Origin of the sequence: Actinomadura sp. 6K520, assembly GCF_004349245.1 — a bacterium.
In the GTDB taxonomy this organism is placed as follows: Bacteria; Actinomycetota; Actinomycetes; order Streptosporangiales; family Streptosporangiaceae; genus Spirillospora.
In genome coordinates this window covers 46240-65403 of sequence record NZ_SMLC01000006.1, presented here as the reverse complement: position 1 = coordinate 65403, position 19164 = coordinate 46240, and the positions used below count along the sequence as shown (strand labels likewise).

The window sequence follows — 19164 nt, the reverse complement described above, 5'->3', positions numbered from 1 at the left end:
GGTGGGTCAGCCTGGTGGTGGAAGGAGCCCGTCGATGATGCGATGGGCCGTGTCCACGGCGCTGTCGTCGCCGAGCCGGAGCGCGGTGTTGGTGGCGGTGAGGACCGCGTCGATCTGGAAGGCCAGAGGGACGGCGTGCTCGGCCGTGTCGGCCGCGTGGCGCAGTTCGCCGGCGATCAGTTCGCGCCAGGCCCTCTGCTGGCGGGCCAGGGTGTCGCGCACCGGGCCTGGTCGGCTGTCGAAGACCGGAAGGTTCGCCGCCCAGAAGCAGCCGCCGGGAAACAGCGGTTCCTGCGCGTAGGCGATCCAGCGGTCGACCAGGGTGCGCAGCCGCGCCGAACCGGGCGGCTGCGCCAGCGCGGGTGCGACCACGGCCTCCTCGAACGCCGCGCGCGCGGCTTCGGCGACCGCGAGCTGCAGGTTCTCCTTCGTGCCGAACAGGGTCTGGATGCCGCCCTTGCTGACTCCGAGTTCGGTGGCGAGCCGGCCGAAGCTGAGCCCGTCGAGCCCTTCGAGCGACGCCACATCGACGGCGTGGCGAGCGATCGTCCGCCGGGACCGCGCACCGCGCAGCAGCCGCCCGTCCCGCACCTTCTCACTCATCGGTTCAATTCTGCCATGAACCCTTGCCAATAAATACGGTCGACCGTATGTTTAGTTGCATGAGAAGCCATCGGATGTTCGAGCTGGCGCAGGAGCTGGCGGCCGCCAAGAGCCGCCAGGACGTGCCCGCGGCCATGCGGCTGCTCCACCCACAGATGCTGCTGGAGGCGCCGCCCCTCGGGACGAAGGCGCATGGCACCACCGAGAACGAGCGGGCACTGACCAGGTTCTTCGCGTCCTTCCCGGACTACGACATCGCCTTGGACGGCCACGCCGGCAACGACGACACCCTGGTCTGCTGGGGCACCGCGCGGATGACGATGACCGGCGACCGCTTCGGCGTGGAGCCCAACGGCCAGCGCGCCGAGCTGCCGGTGTTCATCCAGTTCACCTTCAAGGACGATCTCATCGTCGGCGAGCGGTTCTTCTTCGACCTGTCGGAGTTGTGCGCGCAGTCCGGCGTCTCGACCGACGCGGTCCGGCGCAGGCTGTTCAGGGACGCTTCATGACCCCCGACCCCCGCGTGAAGGCACTCGGCGACATCACCACGCGGCATCTGTTCGACATCCTGGTCGACCTGAACCCCCCGCTGAACATCGGCGCCGGCCCGCTCGGGCGACGAATCCTCTTCGGCTCCGCGGGCGGCACCTTCCACGGGCCACGGCTGCGCGGCCAGGTGCTGCCGGGCGGCGGCGACTGGGCGTTGTTCCGGCCTGACGGGGCCATGACCCTGGACGTCCGGCTCACTCTGCGCACCCACGACGACGCCCTGGTGCACATGACCTACAGCGGCCGCTGGGTCGTTCCGCCCGATCTACGGGCCGACCTGGCCGACCCATCCAAACGCCACCACATCGACCCGGCCCGCTACTACTTCCGGACCAACCCGCTCTTCGAGACCGGGGCGGAGCAGTACGCATGGCTGAACGACATCGTCTGCGTGGGATCGGGATACCTGATCGACGGCGGGATCGCTTACAAGATCGCACAGGTCGTGTGAGACGCCGCCCGAACCTCGGCAGGCGGTTCCCGGACCCGTGCCGAACCAATCCGGACTGCGTACGCGCCGACGGTCGGCGTCGCGCAAATCCGCCCGTCGGAAGAGCCACGCGCGCCGCGGCAGAAGAGTGCCTTCATCAGCGGGTCTGTGCGCGGCAGTCCGTGTCAACTGCGTGTTGGCTCCGTGCCTTTCGTCCGTCCCAGCCCATGAGCAGAAGTTCAGGGATGTGGTTCGTAGAACGAGTTGACGGCGGGTTGGCCGGTGTAGTTGGGGCCGGCCTGATCGTCTGCTCCGAGATAACGGTACGGGAACCGTGTCTGCGCGCATCCGCGGCGGGAGATGCGGCGGCGGGCGGAGTCATAGGCGAACCCCTGGGCGCGCAACTGGGTGGTGAGCCGGCGGCCGGCGGGTGTGCCGTCCGCACGGCGGACCGAGCGGGCGTCGAAGTTGGCGATGAAGAGCCCATCTCCGGTGAGCCAGGATGCGATGCGGCTCAGGACGCCGAGTTTGTCGCCCACGTAGTGCAGCCCATGCACGCAAGTGATCAGGTCGAAGCGGCCGTCGGGAATCCAATCGGCGACCGAGCCGCTGATCAGGCGCAGCAGCGGGGGACGGCTGCCTGAGACGAAATGGTCCACGAGATCCAGCCCGGTGATCTCGGCGTGTGCGGTCAGGCCGCGATCGGCCAGGAGCCTCGCCGCCTCGACCGGCGCCCGTCCGCTCCCGCAGCACACGTCCAGCCACCGCACGGACGTTGACGCCCTGACGCGGGCGCTCAACTCGGCCATGACGTCAATACCGAGTTCCCGGCCGTAACCGTTGGAGCCGCTGAGAGACCGTTCGCGATTCATCATGCAGTTCGCCACGACCGACGAGCTCACCAGCGCATCATCGTCAAGCAACCGCGTCACTCCGGCATTGCGGTCCGTCCGCGCACGAAGAGCGGCATGGTCATCCGTCAAGGTCGGCCACCACTCGATAGCCGGCATGAGCGTGCACGTTCACAGATGTGCGGGTATCGGTTTGACGCGTACGACCAGCACGTCGTTGTGGAGTTCGTCCGGGTTGAGGGCGAGCCCTGCCCATAGGGCCGTGGCCGCGAGGAGATTCAGGGGGTTGTGCGGAGCGCAACGCACGTCGGAAGCCAGCGGGCCGCCATCGCGCAAACGCTCGACCAGGGCACGCCCGGCCGCCTTCGCATCCGCGGCGTGCTGTCCGGCCACGACCGGGACAGGCTTTCCGGCGCCCGAGACGAACGCCTCGGCGAGCAGAAGCCGAGCCCTGCCCGCCTGCCACCGGCCAGGCTGCGTCGTCACCGTCAGATCGGGCGTCGCCACTGCCAATCGACTCAGCATCCATGCCGCCTGGGCCAGCCCGGTGGCGAGCACGCCGGCGCCTGCTCCTGCCGACCATGGCCGGTTGCCTTCACCCTCCCGGGCCTTGCCCAGCCAATGCCAGCCGGTGTCGTCGGCGTCCGGCACGGGGACCGACATCGGCGACTCAAGAAGCAGCACCGCCTGCCGGTCGTCTGCGAGCCCGGCCGCCAAGCGCTCCATCGCGCTGCTCGGGTCCTCGCCTTCGGCGATCGAGTCCTGGACGGGAACGTCGAACGCCGCCCACGCGAACTTCGACGGCGCCTTCACCGATCCGATGTCCACCGCCACCACACAAGGCCCCATAGTCGGCGATCAAACCACCTTTCAAGGTCGATCGCTGCCGTACGGCGATGGAGGACCTGTGGCCAGTACGTCGGCGGCTCGGTGCGCACCTTGTGCTCACCAACCGCCAAGGCAGGTGACCATCCGCCAAATGGGCACCAACCGTAATCGCCAGGGCGCCTTCTGTCGCCGATTGAGAATCTGCGAACCGCAGGCGGACCGGGAGAGTTCCGGTTCGGCGGCATGAGCGGACGTTTGCCCGGGGCGATTCGGGCAGGCGAGGATCCTCGCTATGGCTGACCTTGAGCGACTGCAGAGCATGATCGATGAACTCAGGCGGATGCGTGAGGAGTGCGAGCTCGAAAGTCGAACCAGAACCCAAAGTATTTGAGGTACTCGAACGCCGTATCCGCGCTGCGCTGGATCCTTGAGGACCTCGCAAAGGAGATGGCCACGGGGCGAGCGCGACTGACTCACCTGCGACGACGGAAGCGAAACCGTCCGCGAACTCCAACACCGGGGCAAGAGCCAGCTCACCGTACTATCCCTGTCGCCGAGTCCTGAGGCGTCCACAGAGGTCTCCGCTGACGGCATGTTCACCCCACACAGGGCGGCACCGCCAATGCCCGACCGCCTTCTGCTGCTGTCGAGACCTGACGCCTTCAACCGCCTTATGTCCATGCCGACAATCAGCCGGCGTTGCGAAAAGCTAGGTCACCTCTAACCTCGATCTGCGAGGTGCCGGTCAGGCCACGTAGCGGCTTGACCGGCTTGTTTATTCGTGGTGTCGCTCAGGCTGGTGGTCCGGATCTCGCTCTGGGGTGGAGGTTGGTCCCCTGTGTTCCGCCGTTTCTGCACACATAACGTCACGGACAGTCCGCCATCCAACGCCTTCGAGTTGCGCTGCCGCACATCGTCGACACGGTCCAACTGTCTCCATAGTGTCCGCAAGCGGCCACAGGAACGTTCCGCCATCGACCACTCAAAGTGCAGGTCAGACGGCATTTTCACTAGCTCCGTGTCACGGATTGACTCTCCTGTCAAGATCTTGATCACGAGAGTTGATCTAGATATAAGAATCACGTCGAAATCGTTCTTGGCCAGATCTCGCCTTGAATGGCGAGAAGTCAGCGACCTATCGAAACGCCCAACACTGCGAGTCTCCCACGACTTCTTTGGTGAAGTTCGTTCGCTAGCGAAAAGTTGGTATACGTGAAGCTACGACGCTCTGTGTGCGGGCTGCTCACAATGAGTGTGGTTGCCACTGCCGCCCTCCAGGTGGGGCACAGCCATGCCGCCTCTTCAGGCAGACATACTGCATACAAAGGTGGTAAGTGATAACCCAGTCGACCACACTCCACATGTGCTAGTGTTGTGAGTCAATAATTCTTTGTTAGTCGGTAGGCTGTGGGGATGCCGAGCCCGAAGGTTGCACCGGTGGTGTTGTCCGAGGAGGAGCGGTCGGTGCTGACCGGGTGGGTGCGTCGCCGCAAGACCTCGCAGGCGTTGGCGTTGCGGGCGCGGATCGTGTTGTTGTGCGCCGAGGGCGGCACGATCGCCCGTGTGGCGGAGCAGGCCGGGACCTCGCGTAACACGGTGTCGAAGTGGCGGTCGCGGTTCCTGTCCGATCGGCTGGAGGGCCTGACCGATGAGCCGCGTCCGGGCCGGCCCCGCGTGATCAGCGATGAGCAGGTCGAGCGGGTGGTCACCGCGACGCTGGAGGAGACGCCCGGCGCCGACACGCACTGGTCGACGCGGTCGATGGCGGCGGCGACCGGGATGTCGCAGTCAGCGATCTCGCGGATCTGGCGGGCGTCCCCCGCCGCGTCGGCCCCCCATCGGCCCCCCAACGCGAAACCAGCGGCTCCCTCGACCCGAACTAGATCAAGGAAACCGCTGGTCAGAGGCGGAGGATCGGGGATTTGAACCCCGGATGGGCTTGCACCCAAACCGCATTAGCAGTTCTTTTTCGGGCGTGCTATGTGATGATTCGCCATCCCGGCAAATTCACGTTTCCGCAGGTCAGCGTCCCCACGATGCACCCTCATCCACGGTGATCCATTACAGTTCGTGCGCACCCTGTGCTCACCAAGCGCCGGAAGTGCAAGTACAGGCCCTGCATACGCAGAGTGATCGAAAGGCTGTCCGCCGCATTGGGACCCTCGTGGGGACGATGAGGACAGGTGGGGGTCCGTAAGTCAACTTGCGGACCCTTCCGGTTGCGGCCCCGTAGGGGCGATGAGGATCTCGCAGAAGCTGCATGACTGTCGAGGAAAGAGGGCGCCGCTCAAGCCGGAATCCCGCGGGTCCAAGAACGCCACAGCATAAGGTGATGGTCCGCGCGGGAGGAGTGGGCTGATGCTGTTGATGCTTCCGGCGGATTCCGCGCGGCACCGGGACGGGGTTCGCGCGATGGTGACCGCGAGAGTCGCCTGGCTGCGCGGGCGTGGGCAGAGCGCGCCGGAAGGGATCGCGGAGACGCTGGCTGATCAGGTGGGTGAGCCGGAGTGGCCGGTGTGGGCGCTGGAGGCCGATGGGACGGTCGTGGGATGCACCACCGTGCTGAGTGAATGTCCGGCTTGGGCGTTCACTCAGCACGAGCGGGAGCAGCCATCGGTGTTCCTCGCGTCGACCTGGACCCTTCCGTCAGCGAACCGGTTCGGGCATTCGATCGCACGGTGGGCGTTGGACCACGCGGCCCGGACGGGCCGGTTGCACGTGCGGCGCGGTGCGTTCCATGCCGCGCTGGCCGACTACTACTGCCGGGTGCAGGGGTGGACGTTGCTGCGGGAGGTGGAGCGGCGAGGCCATACCGGCTACATCATGTCCCGGCCCGCTGAGCGGCAGCCGGATCTGCAGGTGCGGACCGCGACCGTGCCGACCGCGACCGGGCGGGTGGCTGAGCGACCGCAGGCCCGCCTCCAGTATCAGCGGCCGGTACACCTCGTACGTGCGCTGGCCGGTGGCGGCGAAGCACCTACAGGTGCGGCGCAACTCCTCCGCATCCAGGTACCCCTCGGCGACGAGCCGTGACCCGTCGTCGAGTAGGGATTCGAGCAGCGTAACGCCGTGGCGGCGCATCGCCAGGTCCAGGATGTGCTGGAAGTTCTCCGGCAGCGGCGGATGGGCGACCTCTTGCGAGAAGCCGAGACGTGTGAGGCGCTCGCGAAACAGCCGCTTCTTCGTGCGCCAGGACGCGGGCAGGCTCTCGGCGAGACGGACGATCTGTGGGGCGGCCAGGGGGTTGATCGGCCACAGCCCGCGCCGCATGTAGTGCGGATACAGGGCGGCGTAGGCGTCCAGGATGGACCACAGGGTGGGGCCGACCGGTGCGGCGTCGTCGTAGCGGGCCTCCAGCAGACGGCGGCCCCGGTCGCCGAGATAGACCGGCTCATTGTGGTCACCGATGCGAAGCGGCGGCTCCGGTCGGCGACCACCGGAACGAGTGACCTCGTTGGTGCGGAGCTTCATCACTTCGTCGCCGCCCAGGCCAGTGAAGACGACGCGGGCGCCGTCGGCGACGTAGCGGTCCAGGAGCAGGTTGCGGGCTTCGGCGTACGGGCCTTCTTGAGGGTGGAACCGGTGCCCGCGTGCGCGGGGGCCGTCGGGGGCGAAGGGCAGATGGTCGACCATCTGCAGTCGGTGGTCGCCGGCGAACCCGGCGCGTCGCAGCTGTGTGCGGCGGCGAGTCTGTTGCTGGCCGTAGGGGCCGGCGAGGAGCATCGCGCCGGTGGTGACACGGCCGGGGTGGAGCTGGGCGAGGGTAAGCGCGACGTTGGTGGAGTCCATGCCGCCTGACAGGTCGGCGACGGTGGTGTCGGGAAAGTAGTCCCACTGTTCGATCACGTGGGCGAGCAGGTCCTCGAATGCGGCGACGGGATCGGCGTCCCGGCGCAAGCGGCGTGGCAGCGCGTGCAGACCGGGCTCGGGGTAGTCGATGCGGAGGCGCCCGGTGCCGCCGGGCCGCCGAGTGAAGGTGGCGGTGGCGCGTTCGGTGACGGTCTGCACGTCGGCGAGCAGGGTGTGGCACGAATAGATGGGGGTGTAGGTCAGGAACCGCACCACCTCGACTGGGTTGAGACGGTCCGTGGTGGCGGCGAGGAGATCTAGTAGGTCCCAGGAGCCGTGGAGCGTGCCCTCTGGGCTGGTGGTGAGGTGGACCGGTGCCAGGCCCCAAGCGCTGGCAGTGATCCGGACCGCTGAGGAATCGAGGTCGAGCAGGACGAAGCCCAGAGGCCAGGCGGTCGCCTGCGCGCGCAGTCGCGCATAGGCGGTGTCGTCGCGGGCGCGGTGAACCCGGCTGACCTGGGCGGCTCCGCGTCGCCGTTCGCGGTTGATGACGAAGCCCTGGCCGCCGGGCCCGAGGATCAACTGATGTTCGAGCGCCGGGTGGGTAAACGGCTCGATCCAGCCCAGGCCTTGACCGGACTCGGAGTCATGTCGCCAACTCCCCTTGGCTGAGTGCCAGCGAAGCGCGGCCGGGTCGAAGGGGCGGTGGAGGCTGAAGCGGAACATGGACGGTGCCCTCCTGTTACGGCGCGGGGACGGGCCGTACGGCCCGCCCCCGCTGGTTGATCAGATTTCGTCGTACTTGTTGGGCTGGTCGGAGTCACCGTCCTTCTTGGTGTACTCCTTGGCCTGGACGGTGGTGAAGGCCTCGGGGTCGGCGAACAGCCCCGCGAGCGTGTCGGGGGCCGCGGCACCCGGGGCGCACGACGTGGTGGGCATGGCATTGCTCCTTTTTCGTCGGGGATGACAGATGAGGCCAAGTGCCTCGCTGCTATGGCACCCCGCCGAGTCGGGGAACGGTGGATCGTGTGCAACACGGGCACGCGTTTGCAGAATCTGCACGCGGCTCTGGGCAATTTCCCATTGAGCTCGTAGCGTGTAGGGGCCTGGACTCTCTGTGCTCCCCAGGAGCGGCGATGCAGACGGACCCGTTCTGGCGGTCGGCTGTGGTCATGGCGCTGGTCGATGCCGGGGAACTGGGGCAGGTGATCCGGCTGGCGCGCCAACATCGCGGATGGCGCCAGGTTGACCTCGGCAGAGCCACCGGCTACTCGCCGGCCACCATCTCCCGTCTGGAGCAAAGGCGCAGCACCGGGCTCGACGTGATGAAGGTCAAGAAGGTTGCGGGTGTCTTAGGGATGCCCGCCCAGACTCTGGCCGCGTTACTGGGGGTCCTCGGCCCGCCTGGGGCTACGGTGGTCACGAGAGTGGCTCCCGTGGTCCAGGAGGATCCGATGCGCCGTCGCAACCTGCTCGCCGCGGGGCTGGCCGCTGTCCCGGTGGCAGCCCTGACACGGTTGGATGACGCCCTTGCGCTCACCCCGGCGCCAGCGTCCCCGGCGACACGCGCGCAGGTCGCCGCACAACTTCGGCGGGCGTGGCAGCTCTTTGACGCCGGACGCCTGACCCAACTGGTGGACGGTCTGCCCGCGCTCCTGGCCAAGGCGCACCAGACCGCTGCCGAGGACGCTGACGAGCCGACAACATGGATGCTGGTCGCCGCCGTCTACGACATGGCGGCCGAGGCACTCAACAAGGTCGGCGCTGTCCCGCAGTCGCGGCTCACCGCAGACCGGGCGATGACGTACGCCGCGCGGTCGGAAGACCCGGTCGCACAGGCTGCCGCTGCGCGCTCGCTCGGGATCGTGCTGCGGCATGAAGGCCGTCAAGCGGTGGCGCAGCGCCTCACCATGCAAGCCGTCGCGAGGCTGGACCACGCCAGGCTCACAACCCCGGCCCAGACCGCGGCCTACGTCCAGACGTTGTGCACGACCGCCTACAACGCTGCGCTGGCCGACGACCGAGACGGTGCGCTGGACATGGTCACCGAGGCCCGACGCGCCGCGCGGGGACTCCCCGACCGAATGCCGGCCCGCCCGACCACCGCGCACCGATTCAAGATCACCCTGCCACAGCTCGCGCTCTATGAGGTCGGTGTGCGTTGGGGGCTCGGTGACGCAGGCGCGGCGCTGGCCGCCGGCCAGAACCTCCGGCCGGAACAGTTCGCCACCCCCGAGCGGCGAGCCAGGCTCCACACCGACATGGCCAGGGCCTATGTCCAGCGCGGCCGACCCGAACCAGCGATCGCCCGCCTCCTGGAGGCCTACGAACAGGCACCAAGCGAAGTGCGCGATCGCCCCTCCATCCGGCGGATGGCCAGTGGACTCGTCGAGCGGCATCGACGGGTGCCAGGAGCACGAGAACTTGCCGTGATCCTCTGATCATCAGCGAGCCGACGCTCGGTGCCTGTACGGGCGCGAGCCCTCGTAGGGGCGATGAGGCGGCCCTGCCACTACCACCAAGCGGCCCACGACCATCGTCTCCGTGCCTCGCTGGACGAGGAGCGGTTCGCCGCCCTCAACGCCTGCAGCGACCCCGGTGAAGCCTTCGTCCATATCGTCGAGCACTTGATCAACAACGACTCTGGAGCAGCGAATGACTGAACGCCCCTACGTGCTGTTGTCCTGCGCGGCCTCGATCGACGGCTATATCGACGACACCACCGCCGAGCGGCTTCTGCTGTCCAACGACGAGGACTTCGACCGGGTCGACGAAGTGCGGGCCGGCTGCGACGCCATCCTCATCGGCGCCAACACCATCCGCCGAGACAACCCGCGCCTGCTCGTCCGGGCGGAGGAGCACCGCAAAGCCCGCGTCGCTCGCGGTTTGCCCGAGAGCCCGATCAAGGTCACCTTCACAGCCCGCGGCGATCTCGACCCCGGCGCGAAGTTCTTCGCCGCCGGTAGCGTCGAGAAGATCGTGTACTGCTCCAGCAGCGCGGTCGACAGTTGCCGTGAGCGCCTCGGCGGCGTCGCCACCGTCGTGGACGCCGGGGACCCCGTCGACCTCAACACCATGCTTGCCGACCTTGCCGACCGAGGGGTTCAGCGGTTGATGGTCGAAGGCGGCGGCACCGTCCACACCCAGTTCCTCACCGCCGGACTGGCCGACGAGCTCCAGCTCGTGATCGCCCCCTTCTTCGTCGGTGACTCCGCCGCCCCGCGCTTCGTCGGGACGGGGGAGTTTTCGCACCACCCCGGCAACCGGATGACGCTCGAAGAGACCCGTCCCATCGGCGACGTCATCCTCGCCCGCTACCTCCTCACACGCTCCTGACCGCGTGGTCGGGCTTGTCAGCGGGCGCGTCCGCTTGGCCAGAGTTGCCTGTGTGGTAGGTGCCGGGCGCAGGCTGTAGCCGAGGGAGTTGGTGTGGCGGGCTGGCGGGTCGGGGGACGGGACGACTCACCGCTACTCGGCCGATCGGGGGCCGCCGGGGTAGCTGGTGCCGGACGGTCAGTGCGTGGCGGACTGGACGGCCGTCCGCAGGGCCGCGCGGGTCAGCAGGAGGACGGGGCCGTCTGGGTCCTTGCTGTCCCGCACCGCCACCACCGCACCGGCCACGTCCGCCAGCTCGACGCACTCACCGCCGTTGGGGCCGCTGTGTGTGCTCTTGCGCCACTTGACTTGTGTCAGGTCCATCTCTCTTCGACGACCTTTCGGATCAGTTCGCGCGACATCTCCTGTGAGAGCGCTCGAGAACGGAGCTCGAACAGGGTTCGCGCCAGGCTGGACAGATCGGCCGGGTTGTCCGTGGTGATGCCTCGGACCGCCGTCTCGATGTACGCGATCTCGCTTCGATCCTCCATCGTCGCGACCACAAAGGCGCCGAGGACGCCCTCGTGCTCACCTCTGGACAACACTACTTGAACCGTGACGTTGGGCAACAAACTTAGCTCTAAGAGATGCTCGAGTTGTTCGCGCATGGTCTCGGGCGTCCCCACAGGGTTGTGGAGGACGTGTTCGTCGAGCAGAAGCGCGACGATCGGCGGAGTGGAGTCCTTGTCCGCGGTGAGGATGGCTTGGCGACTGATGCGAGCGTCTGCGGCATCTTGGTTGCCGCGTAGGAGCGCCAATGCATAGGCCGGGGTCTGAGCCAGCCCGGGAATCACGGAATGCTGCCAGCAGACGAGCATGGCCGCATCAGCCTCTACCTGCGGCCAATCGAACCAGATCGGGACCGGGTGCCCGTCCTTGTTCAGGTCCTCCCACAGGCTGATGAGGGAGCCGCCCGCTTCCAGGTAGTCGTCCACGGCGACCACGAAGGACCGCGTGGCGCGCTTCTTCCCGCCTTCAATGCGGCTTACCTGCGGGCCGCTCACCTTTGTGAGATGGGCGATGGTCTCCTGCTTGACGCCCTTGGCCTCGCGCAACCGTCGCATCTGGCGCCCGAAGGCTACGAGCGCAGGGGATTCGCGGGGACGTTGACGACGTGGGGGCATGGTTCCTACCTCCCGGGGGGCATTTACCGCTCTCGTTCATGCTCTGCCGCTACCTACTGCTTTCTTGTGGCATGCGAATCCTAGCTCCGAAAGTGGCTGTATGTGTGCTGAAGGACACACATAGTGAGGAGAGGTCATGGGGCAGGCGGCGACGGAGAACGAGATGGTGGTGAAGCAGGACCTTGCGGTCGTCGCGGAGGTGCGGCGGTTCGTGCGGCTGGTCACCGGCCAGTGGGGCATGGACGACTTCGTCCCGTGCCTGGTGGCCAGCGAGCTGGTCACCAACGCCCTCCAGCACGCGACGTCCACGGCGGAAGGCGACGTGATCCTGCGGTTGAGCCGCACCGAAGACGACGCCCTGTGGATGGAGGTCCAAGACGCCGCCTGCGGTCTCCCGCACCTGCTTGCGGCCGACGCGGACAGCGAGACGGGCCGCGGCCTGTTCATCGTCGACCAGTACGCCCGCTGCTGGGGCATCCGCGCCCTCGCAGACAACGTCGGCAAGGTCGTCTTCGCGGTAATCGACCGCGCATGAAGACCAGCGGAGGGGCGTTCCCTCCCGTCCGCCCCTCCGCTACCTACCGATGACGTCGGTTACCCGTGCCGAAGCCCATGCCCCGGCGGTGGGTTCAGCGTGGACGTGTAGTTCTCCCCATCCACCAACGGCTTGTCGAGATCAACGCCCACAGCGGCCATCCGGTCGTACTCAGCGAGCACAAGCTCCTTCGTGCGGTACGTCCCGTACTTGGCGATCTCGTTGTTCTTCAGCCCGCCGGTCTCCGTCTGGAACGTCTCCAGGATGTAGTCGGTGTCCTCCCGGTTGATGCCGTAGAGGTGGAAGAAGTAGGCATCCATCTCGGCGCGAATCTGAGCCCGCCGCTCCTCATCCCACCGGAACGGCTCCCCGGAGTCGCCGAGGTCGTGAGCTAGTGAGGTCATGTCGTGGGCTGTGTAGACCAGCTCAAGCGTTCGCGGAGTCAGGAAGTTCCTGTGCGGGGCTAGGTCACGAGGTGTGGGAACGGGAAGCTGCTTCCACACGAAAAGGGCCATGTTGGCGCCGCCCACCTTTTGGCGGCTGACGAAGTCGAAGACCAGAGAACTCTGGGTTGCAATTAGTGCCGCGATCAAATCGACGCTGGCCCTGGGCAGCATGAGCGGGAACTTGTCGCTTACTGCATTACGTGGGATGAAGGCTGGGATGGCCGTTCGCTCATCCGTGGTGCGGGCAACGTCACGCCACCCGCACAACCAATCGTGCTCCCAAGCTAGCTTCTTCAGTCGTTCGGCGACACCGCGGACCTCGACTTGCTTTCCTTTTCTGACGGTCGATATCAAGCCTTTATCGAGGACCCAATATCGCGGTTCTGCTAGTACTGATGGGTCTTGCTTCTCGGCGACGTCTAGGCGGCGCCGGTCCTCGTCTCCAGTGCCGAAGTAGGAGTTCCATCGATGATCGAATAGGTGTGCGGTTTTCCCTTCATACAGGGGGAGCATTCGCTCTTCGTCGCTGACGAAGATGTTGCCGTGACGCTCCCAGTTGTCACCTTCGAGTTGTTCTCTCGTCTGGAACAGGTCCGAGTCATCGGTGATGTTGAAGAGATTTCTGAACGAAAGGTTCCAGGAATTTCCATCCTTCGCTTTCTCGTTCCAGAGTACGGGGATGCGGCGGTGGATTGCTGCCGTTAGGTCGGCATCGTGTCGCGACCGAAAGATGGGAAGGTTTCCGGTATTGGGATTAATTAGAGAAATTTCCTCTGGAGTAAGCCTAAAGATGCGTCCGGTATCATCGATTTCTGTTGGATCCTGGAGGTAGAAGGCAAATCTAGCTGAAGGCTCGCTCATCTCCCGCCCGGCTAGTGATAGCAGGCAGAATTTCTGTCGCGAATCAACTCCAAGGAACAGCTTTTTGCGATTCTCGAAGTCATAAAGAAGGTTGATCGCCCCACGGCTGGCAAAGGAACTGAAGAGATGTTGCGCGCCAGCGCCCGTCGCGATCGTCGTTGGAATGATGCCGCCAAAGCGGCCCTTGGAGTCGATGATCGCCGCGAATCGTTCGGGGAAAAGGTGCTCCAAGAAGAGGGAGTTCACCCCCTTGGAACTGAGGCCCTTCTGGCAGAATGGAAAAGCGCCAGATTTGCTAGTGAAGTGGAAGGTCGACTTGACCTTGCGTCGCTCGGCCCAGTACTGGGCGCCAGCCTCCGGATTTTCGCGCTCCCAGTTTGCGATGGCATCTTTTCGAGCAGCTCCGGAGATTGTAGCGATCTTTGGGTCCACTACACTGAAGTACTTCTTGTCCTCGAACTCGAGTTTGTCCCACGGCGGGTTGCCGAGCACGCACGCGAAGCCGCCTGCCCAGCCGGTACCTGGGTCGATGTCCGCGTCCGACCCGTCGTCCGGGACGGTGAAGATTTCTGGAAACTCCAGGTGCCAGTGGAAGAAGCGGTACTGCTCGCTCAGCCGCACGATCTCGTCGTGGACGTCCTGACCGGCAGCCGTTGCGTTCGGGTCCTGGAGGGTGCGGAAGACGTCGTGTGTGATCGGCGTCGGGGCGTCTTTGGTCTTGTGCCACATGAATGCGGCGCACCAGGCGTCCGCCACGTGCACGGCGTGGGCGTACTCGGCGGAAGACTTCCACTCCTCGTACGCATCGGCCTGGCGGTGGACGTCCCGAAGTGTGTTGGAAGGGGCCGCGGTGATGCGGCGCAGGGTCTCGGCGAAGGCGGTGTTGGCGACCTTCGCCTCCTCGAACAGGTCGAACAGGCCGCCCTGTCCGCGGCGCTCCTTGTCGTTCTGCTTGGCCAAGAAGTTGGCGTATGAAGCGTCGTCACCCTCGACCGGCTTGAACGTCTTCGTAGGAATCCCGCCCTTCAGCAGGACAGGGGTTGCGCCGACGAGGCCGTTGCCGAGTTTGATGTGGGCGTCCAAGAACCCGAGGGGCTTGCCGGGCTCGAGGGCCTCCAGCCACAGCGACACCTTGGCCAGCTCGACGGCCATCGGGTTGAGGTCGACCCCGTACACGCAGCGTCCGATGACCTCGTGCAGTGCGTGGCGTACCGCGTCCAACGTCGGTTCGGGGTTGCTTTCGCGGACGGCCGCGACGCGCTTGGCGATGCGGCGGGCGGAGGCGACCAGGAAGTGTCCAGAGCCGCAGGCCGGGTCGCAGACGGTCAGGGTCAGCAGCTCGGAGACGATCGCCTCGGTCGAGTCGGGTTCGCCGGCTGCGGCGGCCTTCTCCTCGCCGCGCTTCTGGGCGTCGTCGATGACCGGGTCGAGCGTGGAGTCGAGCAGTGTCTCGATCAGGGAACTCGGGGTGTAGTACGAACCGGTCTTCTTGCGGTCGTTGCCGAGCCGGTCGATCAGCTCGAACGTCCGCTCCACGGCGCTGTGCTTGGGGACGAGTTCGAGGAGCGACTCGTAGATGGAGCCGAGTTCCTCCGAGCCCATGTTCCGGTAGTCGACCTGGCGCCAGCGCCGCGTGTCGCCGTCGTGAATGCGGGACAGGTGGCGGACGGCCTCCAGCAGGTAAACGTTCGACAGGACAAGCCCGTGCAGCGGGGCGTCGGCGGGGGCGTCGTCGTAGAGGCCGCCGAGTCCGGGGATGCCGAGTTCGGGGCGTCCGTTCTCATCGCCGAGGGCGTCCAGCACGATCTTGAGCGCCTGGTAGAGGTCGGTATGCGCGGTGCCGCGCCGCCGCATCGCCTGCTGCCGGAGCCGCGCCGACGAGAAGTACTTCCGGTACCGCTCGCGGACTTCGTCCGGCGTGTCCTTCGGGTGTAGGACGTCGCGGTCCTCGGCGACGAAGAGGAAGATCAGCCGGTAGGCGAGGCGGAGCAGTGCGCCATGGAAGGTGTGCACGTCCAGGTCGCGCAGCAGTTCATTATTGGCGGGGTGCTTCAGGAAGCCTGTCCCGAGCGCGGTGATGGCCTTCTGCACGCCATCGCGGTGGTGTTCGAGGGCGCGGGTGCCGGAGTCGATGGCGTCCGTCCGCCACTTCTCCAGCCAGCAGGTTGAGGGGGCCGCGCCCTCTTCGACGGCGAAGCGGGAGGCGTGCAGGAGGCGGTACAGCAGTACGAACTCGCTGAACAGCTCCCCATCGAAAATGGCCTCAAGGTCGAATTCGACGTAGGCGGCGGTGGCGAGGGCGCTGGAGTCGCGCAGCAGCCTGAGCTGGCGTCCATTCGTCAGCACGGCCCACAGGTGGGCTTCGGTGCGGTTCAGGCACTCCTGCATCAGCGACTGCGGCGGGATGGTGCCGGGGCCGCCGGGGCGGGCGTCGAGCCGGGTGTTCCACGAAGCCAGGTGGATCGGGACGTGCGTCCACAGGTGGCTGATCGCGAACGTCTTGGTGTCGTCGTCGGCCTGGATGCCGGACGTGCCGAGGGCTGTGAGGCGGCCGAAGCTCAGCTCGGCGAACAGCGGCTCCAGCCACTGGCGGATCGCGAGGCCGGTGGGGTCGGCGGGGGTCTCCGCCTCCGGCGCGACGGGCAGCTTGTCGCGCAGCTCCTTCCACACCGACTTGAGGTAGTCCCAGTGGCGTTCGGCCTCGTCTCGAACAGAACGGGAGCCGAAGATGTCGTAGTCGGCGGGCTTGGAGCCCGCGACGTCCTTCCCCTCGGAAATCCTGACGAGCATGTCGGCGGGGAGGAGGCCGCCGATGGTGTGGACGGCCGAGAAAATCTGGGTGCGGGCGGTGGCGGACATCAGGCGGCACCTCCGGAGACGGCACCGGTCACGGGCAGGTACACGTAGGCGCCGAGGACGTCGGCGGGCTTCTGCGCCTTCACGTCCACGCCCCGGATGATCTCGCCGGCGGCGCTGCGGACGCGGCGGTGCGACTCGCGGAGTTCGGCGGCGAGCCGATCGCCGTACTCGTCGAGGTGCTCCGTGGCGTCGGGCAGGGCGTCCAGGAGCCGTTTCATCGTCCGCTCTCCGAAGGTGGGGTCGGTGTTCTCGTCGGCGGTGGCGTGCAGCAGGCGCGCGGCATCTTCAGACGCCAGCCAGGCCGCGTCGGCGGGTGCGCCCTCGAAGGCGAGGAGCCGGGCGTCCTCGGCGACGAGCTGCCGCTCGCCGACACGGGACGGCAGCGTCAGGTGGAACCGGTAGCGGACGAGCAGCAGCGTCGTCCGGGTGGCGACCGCCTTCGTCCGGATGACGCCGCAGCGGCGGGCCGGGCGGGGACCGTCGGTCTGGGCGTCGAGCGCGGCGTTGAGGAGGTGGCCGGCGAGCGCGCCGACGACCGGGTCCGTGCGGACGAGCGCCGCCTCGCCGCGAGTCACCGCCGAGACGGTGCGGAACGGGACCCGCTTGCCGCTCTCGACGATCCCGCCGCCGAGCATCGGCGCCAGCACGTCACGGAGGCCGACCGGGCTGCCGCTCACGTCGGCGGAGAAGTCCCCGGGGGCGTCGCCGCCCTCGTACAGGACGCCGTCCAGGGCGGTGAGGGAGCGGCGGACGAAGTCGCGGATGTCGCCGGAGTCGCCGAGCGCGTCCCGGACGGCATCGACCTCGACCTTGACCTCTTCGGGACGGATCGTGTGCTGCGCGAACCGGGAGCGGGACGCCTTCTCGCGCTCGGCGGTGGAGTTCCACTCCTGTTCCAGCTCGGCGGCCTTCTCGCTGACGGCCATGACGTCCTCGGCGCCGAACAGCGCCTCCTGCTCCCCGCGCTCGCTGCGCATCAGCAGCCACTCGACGATCGCGTCCGTCACGCCCGACGACGCCTCGTCCGGGACGGACACGGAGATGCCGAGGTCCCTGCGGATCTGCCGGTGCTTGCGGATCAGGACTTCGAGGACCTTGCCGTCGATGCCGTTGTCACTGCCGTACAGGGTGATGACCTTGACCTCGGCGCGCTTCTGGCCGTAGCGGTCGACGCGTCCTTCGCGCTGGTCGTGCCGGGCCGGGTTCCAGGCGAGGTCGTAATGGACGACGGCGTCGAAGTGGTGTTGCAGGTTGACGCCCTCCGACAGGCAGTCGGTCGCGACGAGGACGCGGTGGGCGCCCGGGTCGTCGGCCGTCTCCTCGGCGAGCTCCTCGATGCGCTGGATGCGCTGCTGCGGGGACAGTGTGCCCGTCACGGCCTTGACGACCGTCTTGCGGCCGAGCTTTCCGGTGAGGTGGTCGGCGACGTACTCGGCGGTCGGGATGTAGCGGCAGAAGACGATCGGGTCGTAGCCGTCCTTGATCAGGGCCTTCAGGTGCTTGACCAGGGCTTTCAACTTCAGGTCCGCGTCCGGGCCCTCCAGCTCGGCGGCGCGGTCGGCGAGCGCGGCGAGCCTGGCCCCCGCGTCGTCGGTCTCCGCGCCGGGCGCGACGTCCAAGCCTTCGAGGGCGTCGCTGTCGGCGGAGTCGCGGGTCAGCGGTGCGCCCAGCTCGTCGGCCTCCTCCGCGGTGGCGGCGGACGCGGCGGCCGACCGGGTCCGCAGCGTCTGCGCGGCGGCACGCGGGGACGACACCAGTGAGCGGAGGAGTGCGATGGCCGACCACCAGGCGATCCGGGCCTCGCGCCGGCCCTGCTCCCCGGCGACGGTCACCCGCTCGCTCGCGTAGCCGATCGCGTCCTCCAGCAGCGACCGGTAGGCAGGCGACAGCTTGTAGGTCTCGTCCTTGAAGAACCGGTCGGCGGGGAACTCCGTCTCCTCGTCGAGGTACTTGCGGATGTCGGCGCGGCGCCGCTGGACGAAGTGCAGGGCGAGGCGTGCGCGGTCGGGGCCGCTGTTCATGTCCAGGTCGGCGAACTCGGGCTTCAGCAGGCCGAGCAGGTTGCGGAACGCGGCCTCCTTGCCGCTGTGCGGGGTCGCCGTCACGAGCAGCAGGTGCCGGTCCTTTTTGGGATCGGCGATGCGCTGGAGCAGCTCGTGGCGGCGCTGGCTCTGCTGGGAGGCCCGGTCGTCGGCGGCGACGCAGGTGTGCGCCTCGTCCACGATGACCAGGTCAGGGCAGCGGCGGACGAAGTCGTCGCGGTGCCGGTGCGACTTGATGAAGTCCGTGGACACGATCACGTGGTCGTGCTTGTCGAACAGGGACTGGCCCATGTCGAGGTCCCGTTCGAGCCGGGTGACCGTCGAGGACAGGACCAGCTCGGCGTCGATGCCGAACTTGGTGCGAAGCTCCTCCTGCCACTGCTCGGCCAGCGCCGGGGAGCACAGCACCGCCAGCTTCTTCGCCTCCCCCTGCGCCAGCAGCTCGCTCGCGATCAGACCGGCCTCGACGGTCTTGCCGATGCCGACGTCATCGGCGATCAGCATCCGGACGGTCTTCTGCCGCAGCGCCATCATCAGCGGGACGAGCTGGTAGGCGCGCGGCTCCACCGCGATCCCCGCCAGCGACCGGAACGGGCCCGCGCCCGACCGGAACCCGATGCAGAGCGCGCTGCGCAGCAGGCCCGCCGCGCGTGAGTCACCGAGGTCCTGCGGTGACGGCGCCGCGAACTCCGCTCCCCGGACGTCCTCGAACGCCGGGAACACCGCGGCGATGTCGTCGTCGGCGCCGCCGAGCGGGCGCAGCACCAGCATGTCCGGTTCGCTTTCGGGCAGCACGACCCATTCGCGGTCGCGGACCGAGACCAGGGAACCGGGGGTGTAGTCGGTCGTCGTCAAAAGACCCTCGCGTCGTC

16 protein-coding genes are annotated in these 19164 nt (G+C 67.2%); 7 read left to right on the top strand and 9 right to left on the bottom strand.

The genetic code is table 11. The features are described 5' to 3' along the window. Positions 1-6: 6 nt before the first annotated feature. Complete coding sequence (locus tag E1289_RS03405; RefSeq protein WP_131975163.1) at positions 7-603, bottom strand: TetR/AcrR family transcriptional regulator; 597 nt, start codon at positions 601-603, stop codon at positions 7-9. Between the two features lie 59 nt (positions 604-662). Here E1289_RS03405 and E1289_RS03400 point away from each other — a divergent pair, with 59 nt between their 5' ends. Both E1289_RS03400 and E1289_RS03395 read left to right on the top strand, forming a co-directional pair. Further along, on the top strand, positions 663-1112 hold the full coding sequence (locus E1289_RS03400; protein ID WP_207928750.1) for an ester cyclase: 450 nt from the start codon (positions 663-665) through the stop codon (positions 1110-1112). Further along, the gene (locus E1289_RS03395) at positions 1109-1603 is read left to right on the top strand and encodes a DUF3237 domain-containing protein (protein ID WP_131975161.1); all 495 of its coding nucleotides are present in this window, start codon (positions 1109-1111) and stop codon (positions 1601-1603) included. Before E1289_RS03400 ends, E1289_RS03395 begins: the two co-directional genes overlap by 4 nt. 218 nt (positions 1604-1821) lie before the next feature. Here the strand turns inward: E1289_RS03395 and E1289_RS03390 are convergent, their stop codons facing one another. Both E1289_RS03390 and E1289_RS03385 read right to left on the bottom strand, forming a co-directional pair. Further along, positions 1822-2592 carry a class I SAM-dependent methyltransferase gene (locus tag E1289_RS03390; RefSeq protein ID WP_131975159.1) on the bottom strand — a complete coding sequence of 257 codons (771 nt, stop codon included), beginning with the start codon at positions 2590-2592 and terminating at the stop codon, positions 1822-1824. A gap of 12 nt (positions 2593-2604) precedes the next feature. Then, the gene (locus E1289_RS03385; protein ID WP_131975157.1) at positions 2605-3267 is read right to left on the bottom strand and encodes a hypothetical protein; all 663 of its coding nucleotides are present in this window, start codon (positions 3265-3267) and stop codon (positions 2605-2607) included. A 1431-nt stretch (positions 3268-4698) separates the two neighbouring features. Here E1289_RS03385 and E1289_RS03380 point away from each other — a divergent pair. Next, a complete protein-coding gene (locus E1289_RS03380; RefSeq protein WP_165970320.1) occupies positions 4699-5187 on the top strand; it encodes a helix-turn-helix domain-containing protein in 489 nt (162 codons plus the stop codon). A 720-nt stretch (positions 5188-5907) separates the two neighbouring features. Here E1289_RS03380 and E1289_RS03370 read toward each other — a convergent pair. Both E1289_RS03370 and E1289_RS37950 read right to left on the bottom strand, forming a co-directional pair. Continuing rightward, positions 5908-7776 (bottom strand): asparagine synthase-related protein, encoded by a 1869-nt coding sequence (locus E1289_RS03370; protein ID WP_243712583.1) that lies wholly within the window; start codon positions 7774-7776, stop codon positions 5908-5910. Between the two features lie 60 nt (positions 7777-7836). Further along, entirely contained in the window at positions 7837-7989 is a 153-nt protein-coding gene (locus E1289_RS37950) for a hypothetical protein (protein ID WP_165970319.1), read from the bottom strand. Between the two features lie 197 nt (positions 7990-8186). Between E1289_RS37950 and E1289_RS03365 the strand changes: the two genes are divergently transcribed. From E1289_RS03365 to E1289_RS03360, 3 genes are read left to right on the top strand one after another with little or no spacing between them, the layout of a single operon-like run. Continuing rightward, positions 8187-9491 carry a helix-turn-helix transcriptional regulator gene (locus tag E1289_RS03365; RefSeq protein ID WP_131975153.1) on the top strand — a complete coding sequence of 435 codons (1305 nt, stop codon included), beginning with the start codon at positions 8187-8189 and terminating at the stop codon, positions 9489-9491. A 54-nt stretch (positions 9492-9545) separates the two neighbouring features. Beyond that, entirely contained in the window at positions 9546-9713 is a 168-nt protein-coding gene (locus E1289_RS37945; RefSeq protein WP_165970318.1) for a hypothetical protein, read from the top strand. Beyond that, positions 9706-10386, top strand: a complete 681-nt coding sequence (locus E1289_RS03360; RefSeq protein WP_131975151.1) for a dihydrofolate reductase family protein — start codon at positions 9706-9708, stop codon at positions 10384-10386. Before E1289_RS37945 ends, E1289_RS03360 begins: the two co-directional genes overlap by 8 nt. Before the next feature lie 177 nt (positions 10387-10563). Here E1289_RS03360 and E1289_RS03355 read toward each other — a convergent pair whose 3' ends face one another. Then, entirely contained in the window at positions 10564-10749 is a 186-nt protein-coding gene (locus E1289_RS03355; RefSeq protein ID WP_131975149.1) for a DUF397 domain-containing protein, read from the bottom strand. Beyond that, entirely contained in the window at positions 10740-11549 is an 810-nt protein-coding gene (locus E1289_RS03350; RefSeq protein WP_131975147.1) for a helix-turn-helix transcriptional regulator, read from the bottom strand. Before E1289_RS03350 ends, E1289_RS03355 begins: the two co-directional genes overlap by 10 nt. A 136-nt stretch (positions 11550-11685) precedes the next feature. On the opposite strand from E1289_RS03350, the gene E1289_RS03345 reads away from it, so the two are divergent. Continuing rightward, positions 11686-12084, top strand: coding sequence for an ATP-binding protein (locus tag E1289_RS03345; protein ID WP_131975145.1), 399 nt, complete (start codon positions 11686-11688; stop codon positions 12082-12084). A gap of 59 nt (positions 12085-12143) precedes the next feature. Here E1289_RS03345 and E1289_RS03340 read toward each other — a convergent pair whose 3' ends face one another. Next, positions 12144-16250 (bottom strand): DNA methyltransferase, encoded by a 4107-nt coding sequence (locus tag E1289_RS03340; protein WP_131975143.1) that lies wholly within the window; start codon positions 16248-16250, stop codon positions 12144-12146. Continuing rightward, positions 16250-19147, bottom strand: a complete 2898-nt coding sequence (locus E1289_RS03335; protein ID WP_243712581.1) for a DEAD/DEAH box helicase — start codon at positions 19145-19147, stop codon at positions 16250-16252. The genes E1289_RS03340 and E1289_RS03335 overlap by 1 nt, the downstream gene beginning before the upstream one ends. Positions 19148-19164 lie beyond the last annotated feature (17 nt).

Coding starts and splice junctions, on each gene's coding strand:
- E1289_RS03405 (WP_131975163.1), bottom strand. CDS start 603: ATGAGTGAGAAGGTGCGGGACGGGCGGCTGCTGCGCGGTGCGCGGTCC.
- E1289_RS03400 (WP_207928750.1), top strand. CDS start 663: ATGAGAAGCCATCGGATGTTCGAGCTGGCGCAGGAGCTGGCGGCCGCC.
- E1289_RS03395 (WP_131975161.1), top strand. CDS start 1,109: ATGACCCCCGACCCCCGCGTGAAGGCACTCGGCGACATCACCACGCGG.
- E1289_RS03390 (WP_131975159.1), bottom strand. CDS start 2,592: ATGCCGGCTATCGAGTGGTGGCCGACCTTGACGGATGACCATGCCGCT.
- E1289_RS03370 (WP_243712583.1), bottom strand. CDS start 7,776: ATGTTCCGCTTCAGCCTCCACCGCCCCTTCGACCCGGCCGCGCTTCGC.
- E1289_RS37950 (WP_165970319.1), bottom strand. CDS start 7,989: ATGCCCACCACGTCGTGCGCCCCGGGTGCCGCGGCCCCCGACACGCTC.
- E1289_RS03365 (WP_131975153.1), top strand. CDS start 8,187: ATGCAGACGGACCCGTTCTGGCGGTCGGCTGTGGTCATGGCGCTGGTC.
- E1289_RS37945 (WP_165970318.1), top strand. CDS start 9,546: ATGAGGCGGCCCTGCCACTACCACCAAGCGGCCCACGACCATCGTCTC.
- E1289_RS03360 (WP_131975151.1), top strand. CDS start 9,706: ATGACTGAACGCCCCTACGTGCTGTTGTCCTGCGCGGCCTCGATCGAC.
- E1289_RS03355 (WP_131975149.1), bottom strand. CDS start 10,749: ATGGACCTGACACAAGTCAAGTGGCGCAAGAGCACACACAGCGGCCCC.
- E1289_RS03350 (WP_131975147.1), bottom strand. CDS start 11,549: ATGCCCCCACGTCGTCAACGTCCCCGCGAATCCCCTGCGCTCGTAGCC.
- E1289_RS03345 (WP_131975145.1), top strand. CDS start 11,686: ATGGGGCAGGCGGCGACGGAGAACGAGATGGTGGTGAAGCAGGACCTT.
- E1289_RS03340 (WP_131975143.1), bottom strand. CDS start 16,250: ATGTCCGCCACCGCCCGCACCCAGATTTTCTCGGCCGTCCACACCATC.